15 protein-coding genes are annotated in these 16,192 nt (G+C 60.5%); 6 read left to right on the forward strand and 9 right to left on the reverse strand.

Going from position 1 to position 16,192, the window contains the following annotated elements:
* Nucleotides 1–24: 24 nt before the first annotated feature.
* Nucleotides 25–1,455 carry a PepSY domain-containing protein gene (locus YH3_RS07425; protein ID WP_064443197.1) on the reverse strand — a complete coding sequence of 477 codons (1,431 nt, stop codon included), beginning with the start codon at nucleotides 1,453–1,455 and terminating at the stop codon, nucleotides 25–27.
* 108 nt (nucleotides 1,456–1,563) lie between these two features.
* Nucleotides 1,564–2,094 (reverse strand): hypothetical protein, encoded by a 531-nt coding sequence (locus YH3_RS07430; RefSeq protein WP_064443198.1) that lies wholly within the window; start codon nucleotides 2,092–2,094, stop codon nucleotides 1,564–1,566.
* Between the two features lie 220 nt (nucleotides 2,095–2,314).
* On the opposite strand from YH3_RS07430, the gene YH3_RS07435 reads away from it, so the two are divergent.
* Together YH3_RS07435 and YH3_RS07440 are read left to right on the forward strand one after the other, a co-directional pair.
* Nucleotides 2,315–3,022 (forward strand): hypothetical protein, encoded by a 708-nt coding sequence (locus YH3_RS07435; protein WP_064112938.1) that lies wholly within the window; start codon nucleotides 2,315–2,317, stop codon nucleotides 3,020–3,022.
* A gap of 309 nt (nucleotides 3,023–3,331) precedes the next feature.
* Entirely contained in the window at nucleotides 3,332–4,498 is a 1,167-nt protein-coding gene (locus tag YH3_RS07440; RefSeq protein WP_003945525.1) for a MinD/ParA family protein, read from the forward strand.
* A gap of 40 nt (nucleotides 4,499–4,538) precedes the next feature.
* Here YH3_RS07440 and YH3_RS07445 read toward each other — a convergent pair whose 3' ends face one another.
* The 3 genes from YH3_RS07445 to YH3_RS07455 all read right to left on the reverse strand — a co-directional run bounded on the left by YH3_RS07445 (nucleotide 4,539) and on the right by YH3_RS07455 (nucleotide 7,138).
* The gene (locus YH3_RS07445; RefSeq protein WP_007734628.1) at nucleotides 4,539–5,573 is read right to left on the reverse strand and encodes a hypothetical protein; all 1,035 of its coding nucleotides are present in this window, start codon (nucleotides 5,571–5,573) and stop codon (nucleotides 4,539–4,541) included.
* Nucleotides 5,574–5,774: 201 nt separating this feature from the next.
* Entirely contained in the window at nucleotides 5,775–6,857 is a 1,083-nt protein-coding gene (locus YH3_RS07450; RefSeq protein ID WP_042452503.1) for a M48 family metallopeptidase, read from the reverse strand.
* A gap of 77 nt (nucleotides 6,858–6,934) precedes the next feature.
* Nucleotides 6,935–7,138 carry a hypothetical protein gene (locus YH3_RS07455; protein ID WP_003945456.1) on the reverse strand — a complete coding sequence of 68 codons (204 nt, stop codon included), beginning with the start codon at nucleotides 7,136–7,138 and terminating at the stop codon, nucleotides 6,935–6,937.
* Nucleotides 7,139–7,283: 145 nt separating this feature from the next.
* Between YH3_RS07455 and YH3_RS35980 the strand changes: the two genes are divergently transcribed.
* A complete protein-coding gene (locus YH3_RS35980; protein ID WP_003945912.1) occupies nucleotides 7,284–7,439 on the forward strand; it encodes a DUF6131 family protein in 156 nt (51 codons plus the stop codon).
* Here YH3_RS35980 and YH3_RS07465 read toward each other — a convergent pair.
* Nucleotides 7,433–8,611 (reverse strand): glutamate--cysteine ligase, encoded by a 1,179-nt coding sequence (locus YH3_RS07465; RefSeq protein WP_058037545.1) that lies wholly within the window; start codon nucleotides 8,609–8,611, stop codon nucleotides 7,433–7,435. The genes YH3_RS35980 and YH3_RS07465 overlap by 7 nt on opposite strands.
* A 1,279-nt stretch (nucleotides 8,612–9,890) precedes the next feature.
* Between YH3_RS07465 and YH3_RS07470 the strand changes: the two genes are divergently transcribed.
* Nucleotides 9,891–10,898, forward strand: a complete 1,008-nt coding sequence (locus YH3_RS07470; protein ID WP_154100283.1) for an IS481 family transposase — start codon at nucleotides 9,891–9,893, stop codon at nucleotides 10,896–10,898.
* Here YH3_RS07470 and YH3_RS07475 read toward each other — a convergent pair.
* A complete protein-coding gene (locus YH3_RS07475) occupies nucleotides 10,895–12,301 on the reverse strand; it encodes a serine hydrolase (protein WP_058228152.1) in 1,407 nt (468 codons plus the stop codon). The two genes, YH3_RS07470 and YH3_RS07475, sit on opposite strands and share 4 nt — an antisense overlap.
* A gap of 184 nt (nucleotides 12,302–12,485) precedes the next feature.
* Nucleotides 12,486–13,373 carry a class I SAM-dependent methyltransferase gene (locus tag YH3_RS07480; RefSeq protein WP_047269285.1) on the reverse strand — a complete coding sequence of 296 codons (888 nt, stop codon included), beginning with the start codon at nucleotides 13,371–13,373 and terminating at the stop codon, nucleotides 12,486–12,488.
* A 384-nt stretch (nucleotides 13,374–13,757) separates the two neighbouring features.
* On the opposite strand from YH3_RS07480, the gene YH3_RS07485 reads away from it, so the two are divergent.
* Nucleotides 13,758–14,312 carry a hypothetical protein gene (locus YH3_RS07485; RefSeq protein ID WP_064443200.1) on the forward strand — a complete coding sequence of 185 codons (555 nt, stop codon included), beginning with the start codon at nucleotides 13,758–13,760 and terminating at the stop codon, nucleotides 14,310–14,312.
* Nucleotides 14,313–14,343: 31 nt separating this feature from the next.
* Here YH3_RS07485 and YH3_RS07490 read toward each other — a convergent pair whose 3' ends face one another.
* Complete coding sequence (locus YH3_RS07490) at nucleotides 14,344–15,195, reverse strand: fumarylacetoacetate hydrolase family protein (RefSeq protein ID WP_058228150.1); 852 nt, start codon at nucleotides 15,193–15,195, stop codon at nucleotides 14,344–14,346.
* A 99-nt stretch (nucleotides 15,196–15,294) separates the two neighbouring features.
* Between YH3_RS07490 and YH3_RS07495 the strand changes: the two genes are divergently transcribed.
* Nucleotides 15,295–16,014, forward strand: coding sequence for a FadR/GntR family transcriptional regulator (locus YH3_RS07495; protein WP_231782999.1), 720 nt, complete (start codon nucleotides 15,295–15,297; stop codon nucleotides 16,012–16,014).
* Nucleotides 16,015–16,192: the final 178 nt, after the last annotated feature.

A 16,192-nucleotide genomic window follows, 5' to 3' on the forward strand; every position in this document is an offset into this window, starting at 1 on the left:
TGTGTCTCCGTAATTCGTGAAGTGTCAGGTGGTGGCACGGCGTTTGAACGCCGCAAGGCACAGGTCGATCAGCAGGAATGCGAGAAGGCTGATGCCGAGTAGCGGAACGAACCAACCGACCAACGCCGTGATCGCGACGAGCGCAACGAGGCCGACCGGGGAGAGGTTGCGGATTCCGCCGCGGGCAGGAACCCGGCCGGCTGCCCAGTCGGAGCCACGAGTGGGGCGTCGGCGCCACCACATGATGTAGCCCCGAATGACCACGCTGACCAGTGCGAGTGCCAGTGCGGCGAGTGCGATCTGGTTGGCAAGACCGAACAGCAGGCCCATGTGGAGTTGGATTCCCCAGGCCGAAAGTTTGGCTGCGAGTGGCCAATCCGAGAACCACAACTCGTCGGTGACCTTTTGCGTCGCTCCGTCGATTGCGATGGTGTTGTTGCTGTACACCCAGGGCTGACGTGTCTGGGCGACGGTGAACGCCGTCTCGGCGTTCGCGGGTATCGATACTTCGACAGGACCGGTGATCCCGTTGTACCTGGCGATACCGAGGACGGTGTCGACGCGTCCGACGTTGGTGTCCGTCAGCGTGCCGGTGGCGGCGGGGGCCATGTCGTGACCCTCGTGCCCGCCTGTCGCCGGAGGGGGAGCGTCGCCGAGAGTTTTCACAACTGAGGGCGTCGTCCAACTCAACGCGGTTCTCAGATTGCTGACGTTCTCTCCGGCGTAGGTCGACCACGTGAGGCCGGTCGCCGAGAGGAAGACCAATGCAACTGCTATCCAGATGCCGACGACACCGTGCCAGTTCAGGGTCCGGCTTCGTCCGGTGGATGCTCGGTCGATCGTGAGCAGTCGAGCGTTCCGGGCGGTGCGGTAACGACGGAACCAGAGGTAGACACCGCCGAGTGCGACCACCCACATCCACGACGCGGCCAATTCGCTGTAGAGGCGGCCGGGTTCGCCCAGATGAAGGTGGCGATGCAGTTGGGAGATCCAGGTTCGCAGCGGCAGCGAACCACTGCTTCCGTAGACCGCCAACTCGCCGACCGGCTGTGCGAGCACCGGATCGACGAAGACGGCGAGCCTCTCCGATTCGCCCAGTGACGGATCGGTGAACAGGACTCGGGTGGTTTCGCCGGCAGCAGGGGACGGACGTACTGCCGAGACGGTCAAGTCGGGGCGGTACTGCTGAGCGGAACGGATCTGATCGTTCAGTGACGCGATCTGTCCGGTGGTGTCGGTCTGGAGGTAGTCGCTGTAAGCGAACTTCTCGATGGTGGGTGCCATCGCGTAGAGACCACCGCTCAAAGCGGCGATGAGGATGAACGGTCCGATCAGGACGCCGGCGTAGAAGTGCAGACGCAGGATCAGTGGTCTGGCGCCGCCAACCTGCTTCTTCGGGGGAGAACTGTCGTTGGACGCGCGCGTCTGTGCGCGCTCCAATTCGGGTGCGGACATGCGTGTACTCGATCCCGCCGTGCGCCTTTATTAACCGCGGGCGGTTAATAAAGGCGCACAGCAAAGTGGCGCACGTAATCACGTGCGTGAAAGGAAAGGGGAGGTGAGTTACACGAATGCCGGTGGGCCGCGAGTGCCCAGGCCAGAGGTGAGAAGTTGACGCAGAACAACTTTGGCGCGGTATCGAGTACGTGCAGCGAACGGCGACGGTTCAGCTGCCCACGGGCGCAATAGAACGGCGACGATTGCCGCTACCGTCGATGCGGCCACGACGTATCCGCGTTCTGCGCCGCGGATCAGCACTGCGCACACTCCGACGGCAGCGATGTGTGCTGCGAGCATCGGAAGGGACGGGAGCAGGCCGTGTTGATGATCCGAAGCGATGGTCAACGTCGCGTGACCGATGGCCTGACCCGCAGCGAGCATGAGGGCGAGCAAGAGCGCGGGGGAGCGACGGGTGTCGATGGACGTGACCACCGCGCCGACGCTCGCGCAGGCGAGGATCAGCAACACGACAGCGCTTTCGGACGGGGCCATGCCGCCACCACCGAGCGCGTGGGCTGCGACGGAAACCGCGCCGGAGGTACCGCCCACAAAAGCGCCGCGCAGCTGCGCGACATCTTTCGGACCCGGCGTCATACGCGAAAGGATACAGGCGCCTACTACCGGGCTTAGTAGGTGATCGGTCGGGATCGTTTCGGTGGCCGACCGACGAACGCATTAGGTGGGGGATTTGTCCGATTCGCCAAACTTTGCCGAGGACCGGGTGAAACAAACGTGACGGTCATTTTCCGGTGCCAGACTTGGCTCTGGTCGCCGGCAACGGGTCGACGGCAGGGCAAACACATAGGAGAGTTTCATGAGGCGTCGATTCTTTGCGATATTCGCCCTGATGGGTGCGTTCGGTCTCTTCCTGTCTTCGGTGGCCTCGGCGGACCCGGTCACACGCTCCGTGTCGGGCACCCTTGTCAACTCGTGTAGCGATACTGGCGATCCGGTCGGGATATGGATGGTCGTATGGGATGGCTCGACGCAGATATCCTCGGCCACTGTCGGGGTGGGTGGCGGATACACGATCACGAACGTTCCTCCGGGCAATTACACGGTCAGTCCATACTCGCCGGCTGGATGCGGATCCGTACCCGACAGGACGGCGGTAGATCTGACGACGTCCGACGCGACCGGGATCGACTTCGAGTTGGTGAAGGTGTTCAGCATCGTCGGAACTGTCACTGGGTGTCCGGGTGCTGACGGGGTCGGCGCGTCTGACGTGACGTTGAATCTCCTCGATGCCGGCACGCAAATCGCGACGACAACGACGGATGATTCCGGTGACTACTTCTTTCAGTACAAGCCGGCCAAGGACGGCTATTCCGTAGAAGTGGTTCCCGGCAGCGGATGCGGTGCCGATCCAGCAGTAATTCCGGTGAATCTGAGCACGAATGACGTCACCGGTGTCGACTTCGCGCTCACTGCCGACGGCTGCGATACGGGCAGTTCGTTCGGAAGTGTGGATCTGTCGACGATTTTCGGAAGTCTCGGCAGTTCGGAATTCTGCAGCAGCTGAACACTTGTCCATGAAGGGAGGGCGATCGCCGAGGCGATCGCCCTCCCTTTTCTCGTTTGTTACCAAGGGATTTGCCCTGACATTGCGGAAGGCTGTTTCTAGCGGCAGATGAAGATATCTGTGCCGCATATCGTTACGACGTTCGTATTTGCTGAGATCGGCACAAGCTTGGGGACCAAAGTCATCGAAGTGCGGGTGTAACGGTCTGTTGTGCCACGACGGTATTGAGCAGAGAACGGCAAGCCCGCCAGAGTGATAGCGTCCGAGAGGCTATGTCCGAAATGATTCCGAACTCGACCTAGGAAAACGGTGCGCAGCGATAACAACGGTTCGAATAACGGAGTCCTGGGGAACAACTCCGGAACGACTCAGGGCGACGGCCATTTCGACGCGTCCGACGACGGCTATGCAACGTCGATTCGAACCGTCACCTTCACACCACAATTCGACGAGCCTGCAGCAAAACCGTTGCCCAGTCAGCGGATGCGCCAGCAACGTCGTGAAGAGCCGACCGATTTCCGGACCTCGACGCCCAGGCCTATGACCTCCGTCGACGACCTGGACATCATCAAGCGGGCGAAGCGTCCACCCGAACGCGGTTTGGGCAGTGTGTTGTTCAAACTCACCGGGGGCCGGATCAACACCGGGCAGTCGGCTGCCGAACTCGAACACCAGGCTCTCGTGCGCCGTGCCAACCGAACGGTGCGCGGCGTGTACAAGATTGCTTTCATCTCACTCAAGGGTGGAGTGGGGAAAACCACGGCGGCCAAAACTGTCGGTTCGACGTTCGCATCGATCCGTGGGGATCGAATCGTAGCCATCGACGCCAATCCCGACCTGGGGACTCTGGCTGATCGCGAACGACGTGAACATCACCTGACCGTTCGTGATCTGTTGGCCGACGGTGACATTCGTACGTACAGCGATGTTCGTTACTACACCTCGCAAGGCGACAGCCGACTCGAAATCCTTGCGAGTGAGGCAGATCCGGAAACTTCGGAGTCGTTCAACGAGCAGGACTACCTCGATACTCTCCGAATTCTCGAGGTGCATTACAACATCGTCATCACCGACTGTGGCACCGGAATCATGCACTCGGCCATGTACGGAATTCTCGACGAAGCAGATGCCTTGGTTGTCGTCAGCCCGACAGCTCAGGATGGTGCCCGTAGTGCTGCAGCAACGCTCAGTTGGCTGACCAAGCACGGATACGCAGATCTGGTGAGCAGGTCGGTCGTGGCGATCAATTCGACGCGGCCGGGTTCGTCTTCGCTCGACCTCGATCAACTCGAGGACGTTTTCGCTCAGCGTGGAGTGCGAGCGGTCAAGACGTTGCCCTACGACGATCACCTGGGCGAAGGCGGTCCGATCGACTTGAAGTTGTTGAACAAGCGCACGGCACGGGCATATCTGGAACTCGTCGCAGCAATTGCCGATGGTTTCCCGGACTCGGTGGGCAAGCACGCTTCTCGATAGAACGTGCTCGCCACCGAATCTGATCAGCAGGCTCCGGCGTTCAAGGGTGCCGAAGTATCGCGCCGTATCCGTCGGCGAGAACGAGGCGTTCGTCGATCTGTACCAACTCGGTGCCGGTCCCGATTGCGATGTAGGGGAGTACGCGATCGGCGGGCCCGATCAACTCTCCACTGGTGACTTCCTTGTCGTCAGGATCGGTGAGCAGCAGCGTCTCGACCTTGCCCTGTTCGAGGGCGTCGAGGACGCGTGCGGTCCCGTCGATGGAGAGGCCGGAGTCCCGGCCCTGCTCCGCGACGTAGCGTTCGGTTTCCACATCCATTCTGCGCAGTCGCTGCGTGTCGATCAGTTCACGAATCGACTTGGACACCTCGGCGGGTGTCGAACCGACTGAACGCGAACCCTTTTCGACGTCCACCACCCGTAGCGTCGACGGCAAAAGCTGTGCAAAAGCTTTGCGGGATTGTACTTCTCCGATGACAACTACCAGCGCGACCTTGTGTTCACGGGCGAGCGCCGCCGCGCGCTCCACAGCCTGAGTCAGGTTCTTCCGGATATTCTCCTCCACGAGGCTTTGGCTGTCGGTGTATCGCTCCTGACCGCCCACGTGTGCCTTGTGGACCGGGAAGCCGTCTCCGTCTACCGTTTCGCCGTACACGTCACGCCCGCGAGCATCGCGCACGCACAGGTCCGCGCCAGTGTGGTCGACCTTGGCGATGAGGAACGGTTCGGTGTCGTATCCGTGTGCGATCAGTGGAATCAGGTAGGGCAGTTCGCCCAAGGTCGCGATAGTGGAGCCGGCAGGTTCGAGCAGAATATCGTCGATCAGCACTGCCTCGGAAGTGGCGACGATCGCGCGTCCGGCGCGACCTGAGATGCCGTGATGGTTGTCCTTCACCTCGTCCAGTCGTGCGATCAGCGATTCCGATGCTCCCTGTTTCGTGAGTTGATTGCGCATCGAGCGCCATTCGAGTTCGAAGCGCTCGCGCGCATCTTCCCGGTTACGGACGTCTTCGAAGTACACGGAGGCAAACGGGCCGTCACTCGAACCGACCTTCTTCAGTCGCCCAGCATGCATGTCGGCTCCCTTCTGTAGTGGTCCTATGCCGCGTACCCGACAACCGGTGATTCGACACGACCGCTTTCAGTTCGCACGTTTGTTCGACTGCTGGTACTGTCTGTGAACGTGAGGGTGGTGCAGAGGGAAGCCTGCATCACCTTCACGCCAAGAGCCCGGGACCTGCCGCCGACTGCCTTCGGCGGCAGGTCCCGATTCTGCTTACTCGGCGTCGTCAGTGCCCTTCGACCTGTCGGAACTCTTGCGCCAGTGGGTGAATCGTTCCTTGATGTCCGACGCTACATCGCCGACGCCATTCCCCACGGCGCCCACCGCACCGCCCAATCCGCTACCGATGTCGCGCACCATGCGGATCAAAGGGTCCTCCGACTCGTCGAAGTTCTGCTTGTAGGTCTTGGCTGCATTCTTGAACTCGTCGCTGATCTTCGCTCCGTCGTCATCGCCGCGACGGGGGTAGTTTCCGCGCAGAATCGCGGCGTAGTCTCCGCTGTCCACCCACTTCTTGAGCTCGGCGGCGCGAAGCACCGAGAACGGGTGAGAGAGCAGTTCGATGTTGAGGAGCTTGAGTACACCGTCGCGGAGGTCGCCGCTGGCGTCGTACTCGGCGGCCTGGGCAAGAAACGCGTCGATGTCGATTTCACTGACTCGGGATCCGCCCGCCAATTTCATCTGGACGCGAATCGCGGTGTGTACGTCCTGCCCGCACAACAGTCCGGCACGATCACCGGACAGTTCTGACTTGCGCTGCCATTCCATGAGGGCGGCGATGATCGCGCGCAATGCCCACCCGCCGACGGGCAGCCATCCGATGGTTCCGGCCAGTCGCATCAAATGCATCAGGATGGTCCGATACACAGCATGACCGGACAGCGCGTGGCCAAGTTCGTGGCCGATGATGAACCGCTGTTCCTCGTAGTTCATCACGTCCAATAGGCCGGTAGTGACCACCATGAACGGCTTGTCCATGCCGATGGTGAAGGCGTTGACCATCGGGGTCTGGAGTACGAACAGCTCGGGTGTCTCGTCGGCCTGCAGGATGTCGACGCAGTCACGGCGCAGGTCGTTCAGGTCGCTGAACTGGCGTTCGTCGACTCGCACCGACGTGGCGAGGTACATGAGGCGGTGCTGACGTTCTTGGAGCAGTCCGGACAGCGTCCGCAGGACAGTGTCGAACCCCCGAAGCGTCCGGAGCGTCACCAATGCAGCCCGATCGGCTGGGTGTTCCCACGCACGCGAGCTGATGTCCGGGAACTCGATTCGGGTGCGATCTGGTGCAGTGGTCATGGTGGCCCCTCACTTCGATGTGTGTCGACTCACCTCCAGGGTAACGACTAGTCGGTTTAGCGTGGATTTCCGGCAGCTCACTCGGTGGGCTGGGGGAGCGTGCAATCGGTGACTTTGGGGTTGACGCCGAAGTAGTTCAGCGGACCCGCGATGACCGTGAGCGCGATGGTCCCGACGCCGGCGCAGTTGGTCGGCGAACTGCTGTAGTAGCCGCGTTGGCCGGCCGCGACGGCCCCGACTATCAGCCAGATCAGAACGATCAGAGTCACAATTCTCATCATGGCGGGCTCGATTCTTCAAATATTATGGTGCCCAGCGAAATACCCGGTCAGAGTGGGTATGAAACGCTCTGCCGACGGGTATCCGCGGTGTATGCGGCTCGAGGCGGGCGTATCCGCCCGAGTGAACGCACTGAAGGAGCTTGTGATGATCATCCTCGGCGTGATCCTGCTGATAATCGGTTTCGTGGTGAACATTCCGATCCTGTGGACGATTGGTGTCGTCTTGCTGGTGATCGGAATCATCCTGTACGCGCTGGGCGCGGCCGGGCACGCCATCGGTGGTCGGCGGCATTACTACTGATCCGTTGTCGGCTCGTCGTGCGTATCCGTGCCAGTCGGCGCGGTCGGTACGGTGCGCTGAACGGCACGCGCAATCAGTTCCCGAAGGCAGACCTGGCGCAGCGTTCGCTGTTGCCAGTCGCTGCCGTTGCCTGTGACTGACTTGAGCTGCAGCGCCGACTCCACGCTCGAGTACTCGCCTCCCTCGTCGAGGGAGTCACGGACATGGATCAGGAGCCGGTGCAACAGTTCCGTGGCTGAAATTCTTTGTGAGGTAATCGGATCGATCGACGCTCCCAGGACGCCTTCCTTCGCGGACACCCAGGTTGCGAGGCGGAGGCTCTCGAGGGAAATGTTCGGAGCCTCGATGCCCCGGTCTATCGCGCGTAACGCAGTTGCCACCAGAGCTCGTCCAAGGGTTGCAAGTAGCGCTGCATCCTCTGCTGTCGGCTGAACGTCGCAGACTCGGATCTCGACGGTCGGTAGGTGGCAGGAAGGTCGGATATCCCAGTAGGCCATCCGCTTGTCGAGCATCACGCCGCAATCCACCATCTTCGCAACCGCGGTGTCGAAGTCCCCGGTGGTCTCGAAGTACGGCGGCGGCCCGGCGACTGGCCACCTGGACCATTGGATCGCCCGCCAACTCGCGAAGTCGGTGTCGACTCCTTGGTGGACACGGGAATTGGCGCTCAGTGCCAACAAGGCGGGCAACCAGATGCGCACGTGATTGCAGACCTGCACGGCCTGTACTTGATCAGCGACGCCCACATGTATGTGGCAACCGCAGATGCTTTGTTCGGCAGCGAGGGCGCCGAAGCGTTCGCCCATCCGGCGGTAGCGAGGCGAGTCGCTGATCTCGAAACGCGAAGGCCCCGAAAGCGGTGCGCCGACGGCCAACAGCCTGCAGCCGTTCAACTCGGCAGCTTTTGCCGCGAGCCGACGCATGTCGATCAAGTGGGTTCGGAGTTCGTCGATGCCATGGCACACGGGAGAGTTGGTCTCGACTTGGCAGCGGGACAACTCGAGCTGAAGATCCAACCCCAGTGTCGACGCGGTTTCCGCAACCGCAACATTGTCGGTGGACGGCAACCAGGAGGTCGGGTCGACGAGGATGAATTCTTCTTCGACGCCGACAGTCGGGGTCGTCGATTCGTGGCGGCCAGCGGTGGATTCGGTCGAGCAGGTGGCGCCCATGCTCGCGTCTACCCGGTCGGTCGAAGGCGGAAACCGACCCGAGGAAGCCCCGTTCTCGTCGGGAGAACGGGGCCTGTGGTCGGCCTTGCCAACATCTCGGAAGCGTCAACGAGTCCTTGCACACCGTATGAATCTGGGGACTGGCGTGCCTGGGAAAACGTACTGTGTCGGACTCGGTAAAACGAGACCCCAAGGCATGTCTCACCCCCTATTTCACCCTCGTGTGGACTTGTCCGCACGCCCTTCGCCGAGTCGCGGATCATGACCTGGCGGCCTGCGGTGGTGCAGTCTCGGCTTTATCCGTGGGGCCGCCGTTATCGAGCAGATTCCGAGAATGCGAACCCATCTAAACTAACGTCCAGCATTCGGATGTGGCGTTCTGGCGGAGTGTGTGGGTTCGGTGAGTCAACAGATATTTGATCAGTTAATCGCGTGCACAGCATCCGGAGAAGTTGTGGAACTTTCGAACTGGTATTGCGTTTCACCAGCGCAAATCTTCAGTGGTCATGGGTAAAAGTCAGAAGATGGGAGAAAGTGCCTGGGATTGTGTTGCTACCGGTTCGTTATCGCAGACGAATGTCCACTATGTGCGTGGATGACGACTCTTGAAGGCGGGCAAAACTGCGTGTCAGCTGTGTCGGAGCTTCCTCTGTCTTTGTGTTCTTGGATTGAGAGTTTCACCAGGAATATCTTTCGTGATCGACGCGCCGGGAAATTTTTCTCAAGATTTACCCACTTGCTAATTGGGGAATTCAGCGGGTTGCAGAAGACTGAAATATTGCGGGTGGGAGCTGTTATTTCCGGTGATTTGCCCATATCTTGCTGAGTGGCGTATTTGCGACCGAAGTGTCGCGCGGTCGAGAAATAATGCTTTTCATGCTTTACATTGGAAATTGCAAGATGCACGTTTCATCCTCAGTGTTAAACGAAAGGACGAACGCAATGGGTAGCTTGGAAGATTTCGACATCGCGGCACTTCTTCAGAAGGTCATCGCATTCTTCGACGGATTCTCGTCGGACGAGACCGAGACCCCCACGGGCTAAGACTTAGCGAAGCCGCTGTGCATCCGGATGACACTGGATGTGCAGCGGCTTCTCTGTATCCGGCGCCTTCATCGGCGAAGGCAATGAATCGGCGTGCGTGGTTTCGGCCCGCCACTGGGCACTAACTGTTGTGGGTATGGACGTTGTTGACGCGGGACTGAAGTAGACGGGCTGGTCCTCGGCGTAAGAATGGGAGTTGCGACACAACCGTTCTCGACCAAAAAGGACCAGCCCTGTGACACACCGTAATGCCCCACTCACTGTCGAAGGAAGACGACGACTCGTCGAGCGGTGCCAGAGCCGTCCGATCGCCCACGTCGCCGCAGAAATGGGTATCTCACGCCAATGCGCATCCAAGTGGGTCAACCGGCACCGCAAGTACGGTGACCTGGGACTGCAGGACCGATCCAGCACACCAATACACCAACCGGCCGCCACCGCGGCAGGGATCGTGACCGAGATCGAATCCATGCGACGAACCCGAAAATGGTCGGCCTCACGCATCACCTTCGAACTGGGAACCGACGGCATCGTCATTGCTCGTCGAACAGTCACGAAAATTCTGCGGAACCTAGGATTGCACCGTCGCCGGTTCATCGACCCGAACGGCGAAACCAACCGAAAACCCCAGGTCATCATTGCGAAACGACCTGGTCAGATGGTCCACGTCGATGTGAAGAAAGTCGGGAAGATCCCCGACGGCGGCGGCTGGCGTGCCCACGGCCGCGGCTCCGAGCAGGCCAAACGATCCGAGCGCCGGAAAAAGAAGAACAAACAGGCCCGCCTCGGCTACACCTATCTGCATTCCGCGATCGACGGCAACACCCGCCTGGCGTACACCGAAGCCCGCGACAACGAAACCGCTGCAACAGCCATCGATTTCATGAACAACGCCCGCGTCTTCTTCGCCGCACACGGAATCGCTCGCATCGAGCGCGTGATCACCGACAACGGATCATGCTATCGCGCAGCAGATTTCACATCTTCACTGCGAGAGGCACGGCACTACCGGATCAAGCCGTACACCCCGAAACACAACGGGAAGGTCGAGCGCTACAACCGCATCCTCGCCGAAGAACTGCTGTACTCCCGCGAGTACACCAGCGAAGCCCAGCGTCGCACCGCCGTCGAAATCTGGAATGTTCACTATAATTATCACCGACCGCATTCAACACGCGGAGGACGACCGCCTGCCGCTTACCGCCGGCACCGCGTAACTAACGTCCGTGCCTCATACAACTAACTGGTTGCATCCGTCTGGATCAAGAGCATCGCGTCGTCGACCGGATCGAAGTACAGAGCCGGGTCGGCAACCAGTGCAGCGTCGTCACCATGAGTTTGCATGGTGACAACCCAGGCACGATCGTCGTGTTCCACGTAATAGGCACCCGCGAGGACCCCGATGGAACTGCCGCCCTTGAATCCGCCGTAAGTGAACCATTTCGCGGACTCGTCGCTGAGCGCCGGATCCTCGGCGAGAATGTCTCGAACCGGTGCGCCGCTCTCGGTCTTCGCCTTCTCTTGCAACGTGACCAACGCGGCACGCAGGTCGGCGGGCGAGGCGAACCAATCGATGTCGAAAGGCCATGCGGGGGTGGTGAATGCTGACGCCGGGATGTCCACCAGGCCGCCAGGTAGTGCCGCGAGTATCGCTCGACGCTCGTCCGGAGTTCCGTCGCGCCAAGCGATACGTTGTGCGCCTTGGTCACCCCAGCCGAGTTGGAACAGTGCGCGGGTCGGCTTGAGCGGGATGTTGAGCGAAGGATTTGCCATGCCCATCGGGGCGAATTCGGCTTCTACCTGCTCGCGCCCGACAGCAGCGATCAGCATGTCGGTGGCGGTGTTGTCGCTGATCGAGATCATCTTGCCGGCGGTATCTCGGACCGTGACTCCAGTTCCCGATGGCAGGTCCTGCATGGTCCCGCCGGGCATCGATTTGAGGTCGTCGGTGATGGTGAGCTTCTGATCCCAGGAGAGTGTCCCGTTCTGGACGGCCGTCGCGACCGCGCCGAGAACGTACAGCTTGATCGTTGACCCTGTGGGCTGTGGTGAGGTGTCGCCGACACTGAAGACTTCGGCGTTCTTTCCTTCGGTGACCTCGGTGACGGTCAGATTGGTCGGCGCGGGAAGCGCTTTGACAGCTGCCTCGAGTTCTTGCCAAGATGCCGCCGGCACATGAACGTCCTTGGTCGGTGTGATCGCCATCCCGAGGATCAGCCCGTTGCCGTCGACGACGACGTTGACGTCGAACGCACCGCCGGTGGTGCTGGTGATGGAAACTGTGCCGTCGGAGTCGCCTCCCTTGTAATTCACTGTTGTCCAAGGCTGTCCGGCTCGGATGGAGTCGAAGTCCGGAGGTGTCAGGATTACGGGTGCAGTGGGCCCGAAGTGTTCGGCGATTTCTTCCTGGGTCAACGGCGTGCTCGTGTTGAACGCACTGAGAAGCCAGGTGATCTGCTTGCCGACGGAGCTGTCAGGGATCGTGACCGTAGCGGGTGCCGCGGTGGGGGAGGTCTTTGTGCTGTTTTCAGAGGTTTGTGCGGAATCAGTCCCGGAAGTACATGCGGCGAGGGCGAATACCGCTGCGGAGGCAAGTGCTACCAGCGCGAGCGGGCGGCCTTTCCTGCGTGTGTGTTCGAGATTCATGGACTTATTTCATCAGCATCTTCTTCGGCGCGCGTCCGTCTAAGGTGTAGACATACTCAGCCTGAGGTACTGAATCGCTTCATCCTGGAGTACCGTCAACCACTTGTAGTGGTGATACGCGCCTTGCCGCTGGACAAATGGGAGAAAGGCTGCACTCGAAGAACTTTCGTGATGACTGCGAGAGCTAGTTCTTGGTCGCGGCCAAAAAGGACGGTTGCGTTGACAGCGCTGCGATTTCTTCGGGGAGTTCGGGGATCCGACGATCGTACAGTTCTGCCAACTCGACCGAGCTGAAGCGTCGGACAGTCCAATTGTGTTCAGCCAACCACTGGCCCGGATCGGATCGCTTGTCGCTGTAGAACAGTTGCGAAATGTCCAGGTCTCCGAACGGGTCCTTGGCGAAGTACTTGGATCTGATGGCCGCAAGCTTGCTCGGGTCGGTTCCGGCCGGAAAGTCGTTCACCGCCAAGCGACTACCGGTGGCCGAGAGTTCGTCGATCCGCTCGAACAGGGCGTCGTGGGCCGGGCCGGGGAGATAGGCGAGGAGGCCTTCCGCCGACCAGGCTGTGGGTTCGTTCGGGTCGAAACCAGCCTCCTCGAGTGCGGCCGGCCAGTCGTTTCGCAGATCAGTAGGCACAGTGCGTCTATCGGTCTTCGGCTGGGCGTCGTGCGCAGCGAGCACTTCGGCTTTGAACTCCAGCACCTTTGGCTGATCCACTTCGAATACCGTCGATCCTGAGCTCCAATCCAGCCGGTACGCACGCGAATCCAACCCTGCTGCAACGATTACCGCCTGCCTTACTCCGGATTCGGTTGACGACGAGAAGAATTCGTCGAAGAACCTGGTTCGCAACCCCATGAACCCGCCGAAGGGGGTGTCCTCGAGGAGCGTGGGATCTTTCAGAAGAGCTGTGAAATGCGGCTCGGCTGCAGCTTCTACGAACCACGATGCGAACTTGTCTTCGATGATCGCGTCCGGACGGGTGCTCTCCAGTGCTCGGAACGTTGCCACTGCCAGCGCGGTAAGTCCGACGCTACTGACGATGTCCCACGTATCTCCATCGCTCCGCATTGTCTGGGTGTCCTTCCGCTCTTGACGACTGAGCCGAACTCTCTCGACCCTACGCCCGTGTGACCCCTCGTCGCCTGGAACGGAACGGTCGGACTTGGAGCAGCAAATACACGCTGACCGGATCGAAAAATTCTGCAGTGCAAGGCGTTCGGTTTGAATCAGCATCCTGCCAGGAATTTGCCAGGTCAGTGCCAGTGAGCGGCAAGGATGCAGGACTTCACTGGGGTGTGCCTCAGGGCTGAGAGAGAGACTCGAGAATCCTTCGGGCAGGGGATTGATCGTGGCATGACCATCCGCCGGAACCACTTCGTGGGACCGTTCGGTTCCAGTTGATCTCTCGGACCGCACAACGAATGTCCCGTCGAGAAAGAGAGATGTGAGCCCATGTTGCAGGAAGGCTCGCTGGATGTATTGGCCGCCGCGGCGCGGAGCGGTAGCCGTGAGTCCATGGCCAGTTTGTATGCGGCGTTTCGTCCGATGGTTGTGCTGCGGTGCCGCGCCGAGCTTGATCAGGCCGTTTCCGATTCCGCCGCGGATGCCGCGTGCGTCGCCGTTCTCACGGCAGTGTGCGACGGATCGGAGACGTATCAGCCTTTTCTACGCGTGCTGTACGCGAGTACAAGCATCGCGATTGCTCGGGCGGCATCCGACGGGTTCAGCGGTGGATCGCTCCCGCCTCCGACAACGCTCCCGGTTGTCGAACGCGATGTCTTGGTGTTGCGGCTGATCGTCGGGCTCGATACAAAGGCGACCGCAACGTCGCTTGCCCGTACGACAGACGAGGTGTCGCTCGACCTGCATCGGGCGCTGCGGCGACTGCGAAAGTTGTCTTCTCCGAATGCAATCAGAAAAGTATTGACAATCACCCGTGAGGTCGGCGAAGGTTGGCACTCTGGCGTCTGTCGAGGGCGATCTGGGGGATCGCCCATCTCGGACTGATGGCTCTCGTGACATGGTGCCTCGTTCTTGCTCAGCCTTCGAATCGAGTATCCCTGGATACCAATGTATTTCGAAGAATACCAAGCTTTTCGACTTCGACCTCGACCTGATCGCCTGGTTGTAGTAGCCATTGGGGTGAGCGTGCGTAGCCGACTCCCGACGGTGTGCCCGTAGCGAGGAGATCGCCGGGGTGCAGTGTGAAGGTCTGAGAGATGTGAGAGAGGGTGTCGCCGACTGTATAGACCATTTCGTCGGTGCGGGCGTCCTGAACGATTTCGCCGTTGACGCGGGTTTGTATTCGCAGGCCGTCGCGCAGGTCGCCGACTTCGCACGCAGGAACCATCGGTCCTAGTGGGCCGGATCGGTCACCGTTCTTTCCGAGTATCCACTGCGAGGTGAGTTTCTGTGCTCGCCTGCAGGTGAGATCGTTGAACGTCGAGTATCCGACGACAGCTGCAAGGGCCTGGTCGGGAGTGGCGTCGGCAAGCTTTTGCCCAACCCAGGCGACCACCTCTCCTTCCCAGTCGAGACCCTGCTCGTTGGCTGGAACGGGGACATCGGTGTCGCCGACAGTGAGGGAGTTGGGCCACCGGGCGAACAGAGTCGGATAGGCGGGTAGAGGATCTGCGCGGTAGCTCCCCTCTGCGACGTGGGCAAGATAGTTCAGTCCGATGCAGACCACCCTCGCGCCCGGCAGGACCGGTGGAACGAACTCGATGTCGGCTACCGGCAGGTGTGGCCCGGTCGGAGTCGTCGCGAGCTTGCCGGCGGGATCCGACCAGAACTCTTCGAGAGTGCACACGACACTCACGTGGGAGCCGTCCTCGGACAGTTGAGCCACCTGAACTCCACGATCGGGTTGCTGAATCCCAACGATTTTCATCAGTTGCCTTTCAGGTTCGAATTAAACCTATAAACCTTCAGAGGTTTATGGTTTCATAGGACTATGCCTCACGACACCCCAGATGGACAAGGCGGACGCATGCCCCGGATTTCTGTTGCGCCGAGTGACCCGATTTCTGTGCTGTCCAAAGCGGTGGGGAGGGGGACCCGAGCCGAGCAGTTGGCGGCGGCGATCGACAGCCGGATTCGGGAGCAGAACCTGGAGCCCGGTGTGCCAATCGGCACGCTGGAATCGCTTCGCGGCGAGACCGGATTTGCATATTCGACTGTCAGCGAAGCGGTTCGACTGCTTCGTGATCGGGGAGTGCTGGAGATCCGCCAGGGGCGAGGTGGCGGCTTATTTGTCGCAGAGAAAAGCCCGGCGGTTCGCTTGCGCCATACGTTGCTGAGTGTCACCGAGGGGGCCTCGGTCGTCGCGGATGCCATCGAGTTGCGTGATCACCTCGAAATCTTGATCGACACTGCTGCGGCTCGGCATCGAAGCCGGGCCGACATCGCCGACTTGGGGGCACACCTGAAGCGGATGGAATCCGCCCCCGACTGGGACACCTTCCTCCGAGCGAACTGGGCCTTGCACGAGCGAATCGCGACGATCGTTCCCAATGACCTTGCGCGATCGGTCTATATCGGCACTCTGGGCCCGCTGCACGGCACGGCCACCGAGTTCGACAACGAGCGTGACGCAGCGGGCTACCGCACCGAGAGGTTTCACATCCACGTCGAACTTGTCGACGCAATCTCCGCCGGCGATGTGGCTGCAGTACGTGCGGCCGTCGTACGGCACAACACTCCAGTCTGAAAGGACGATTCATGTCCGGTGAGTTCCGCTCACATCTGTTTCCTCACGACCATCGCCGACTATCGAGTGTTCGAGGTTTGGATCCCTACGCCTATCGCGATGTGTCAAGGCGGCCTGGGACCTTTACCGGTGATCTCGTTGAGGGATGGAAGCCGCTATATCTCAACGAATTTCGAGG

The sequence above is a fragment of the Rhodococcus sp. YH3-3 genome (genome assembly GCF_001653035.1).
GTDB lineage: Bacteria > Actinomycetota > Actinomycetes > Mycobacteriales > Mycobacteriaceae > Rhodococcus_F > Rhodococcus_F qingshengii.

Excerpts from the sequence above, each read along its gene's own strand:
- YH3_RS07435 (WP_064112938.1), top strand. The coding sequence starts at position 2,315 with ATGAGGCGTCGATTCTTTGCGATATTCGCCCTGATGGGTGCGTTCGGT.
- YH3_RS07425 (WP_064443197.1), bottom strand. The coding sequence starts at position 1,455 with ATGTCCGCACCCGAATTGGAGCGCGCACAGACGCGCGCGTCCAACGAC.
- YH3_RS07445 (WP_007734628.1), bottom strand. The coding sequence starts at position 5,573 with ATGCATGCTGGGCGACTGAAGAAGGTCGGTTCGAGTGACGGCCCGTTT.
- YH3_RS07475 (WP_058228152.1), bottom strand. The coding sequence starts at position 12,301 with ATGAATCTCGAACACACACGCAGGAAAGGCCGCCCGCTCGCGCTGGTA.
- YH3_RS07485 (WP_064443200.1), top strand. The coding sequence starts at position 13,758 with ATGTTGCAGGAAGGCTCGCTGGATGTATTGGCCGCCGCGGCGCGGAGC.
- YH3_RS07465 (WP_058037545.1), bottom strand. The coding sequence starts at position 8,611 with ATGGGCGCCACCTGCTCGACCGAATCCACCGCTGGCCGCCACGAATCG.
- YH3_RS07455 (WP_003945456.1), bottom strand. The coding sequence starts at position 7,138 with ATGATGAGAATTGTGACTCTGATCGTTCTGATCTGGCTGATAGTCGGG.
- YH3_RS07495 (WP_231782999.1), top strand. The coding sequence starts at position 15,295 with ATGCCCCGGATTTCTGTTGCGCCGAGTGACCCGATTTCTGTGCTGTCC.
- YH3_RS07450 (WP_042452503.1), bottom strand. The coding sequence starts at position 6,857 with ATGACCACTGCACCAGATCGCACCCGAATCGAGTTCCCGGACATCAGC.
- YH3_RS07430 (WP_064443198.1), bottom strand. The coding sequence starts at position 2,094 with ATGACGCCGGGTCCGAAAGATGTCGCGCAGCTGCGCGGCGCTTTTGTG.
- YH3_RS35980 (WP_003945912.1), top strand. The coding sequence starts at position 7,284 with ATGATCATCCTCGGCGTGATCCTGCTGATAATCGGTTTCGTGGTGAAC.
- YH3_RS07480 (WP_047269285.1), bottom strand. The coding sequence starts at position 13,373 with ATGCGGAGCGATGGAGATACGTGGGACATCGTCAGTAGCGTCGGACTT.
- YH3_RS07490 (WP_058228150.1), bottom strand. The coding sequence starts at position 15,195 with ATGAAAATCGTTGGGATTCAGCAACCCGATCGTGGAGTTCAGGTGGCT.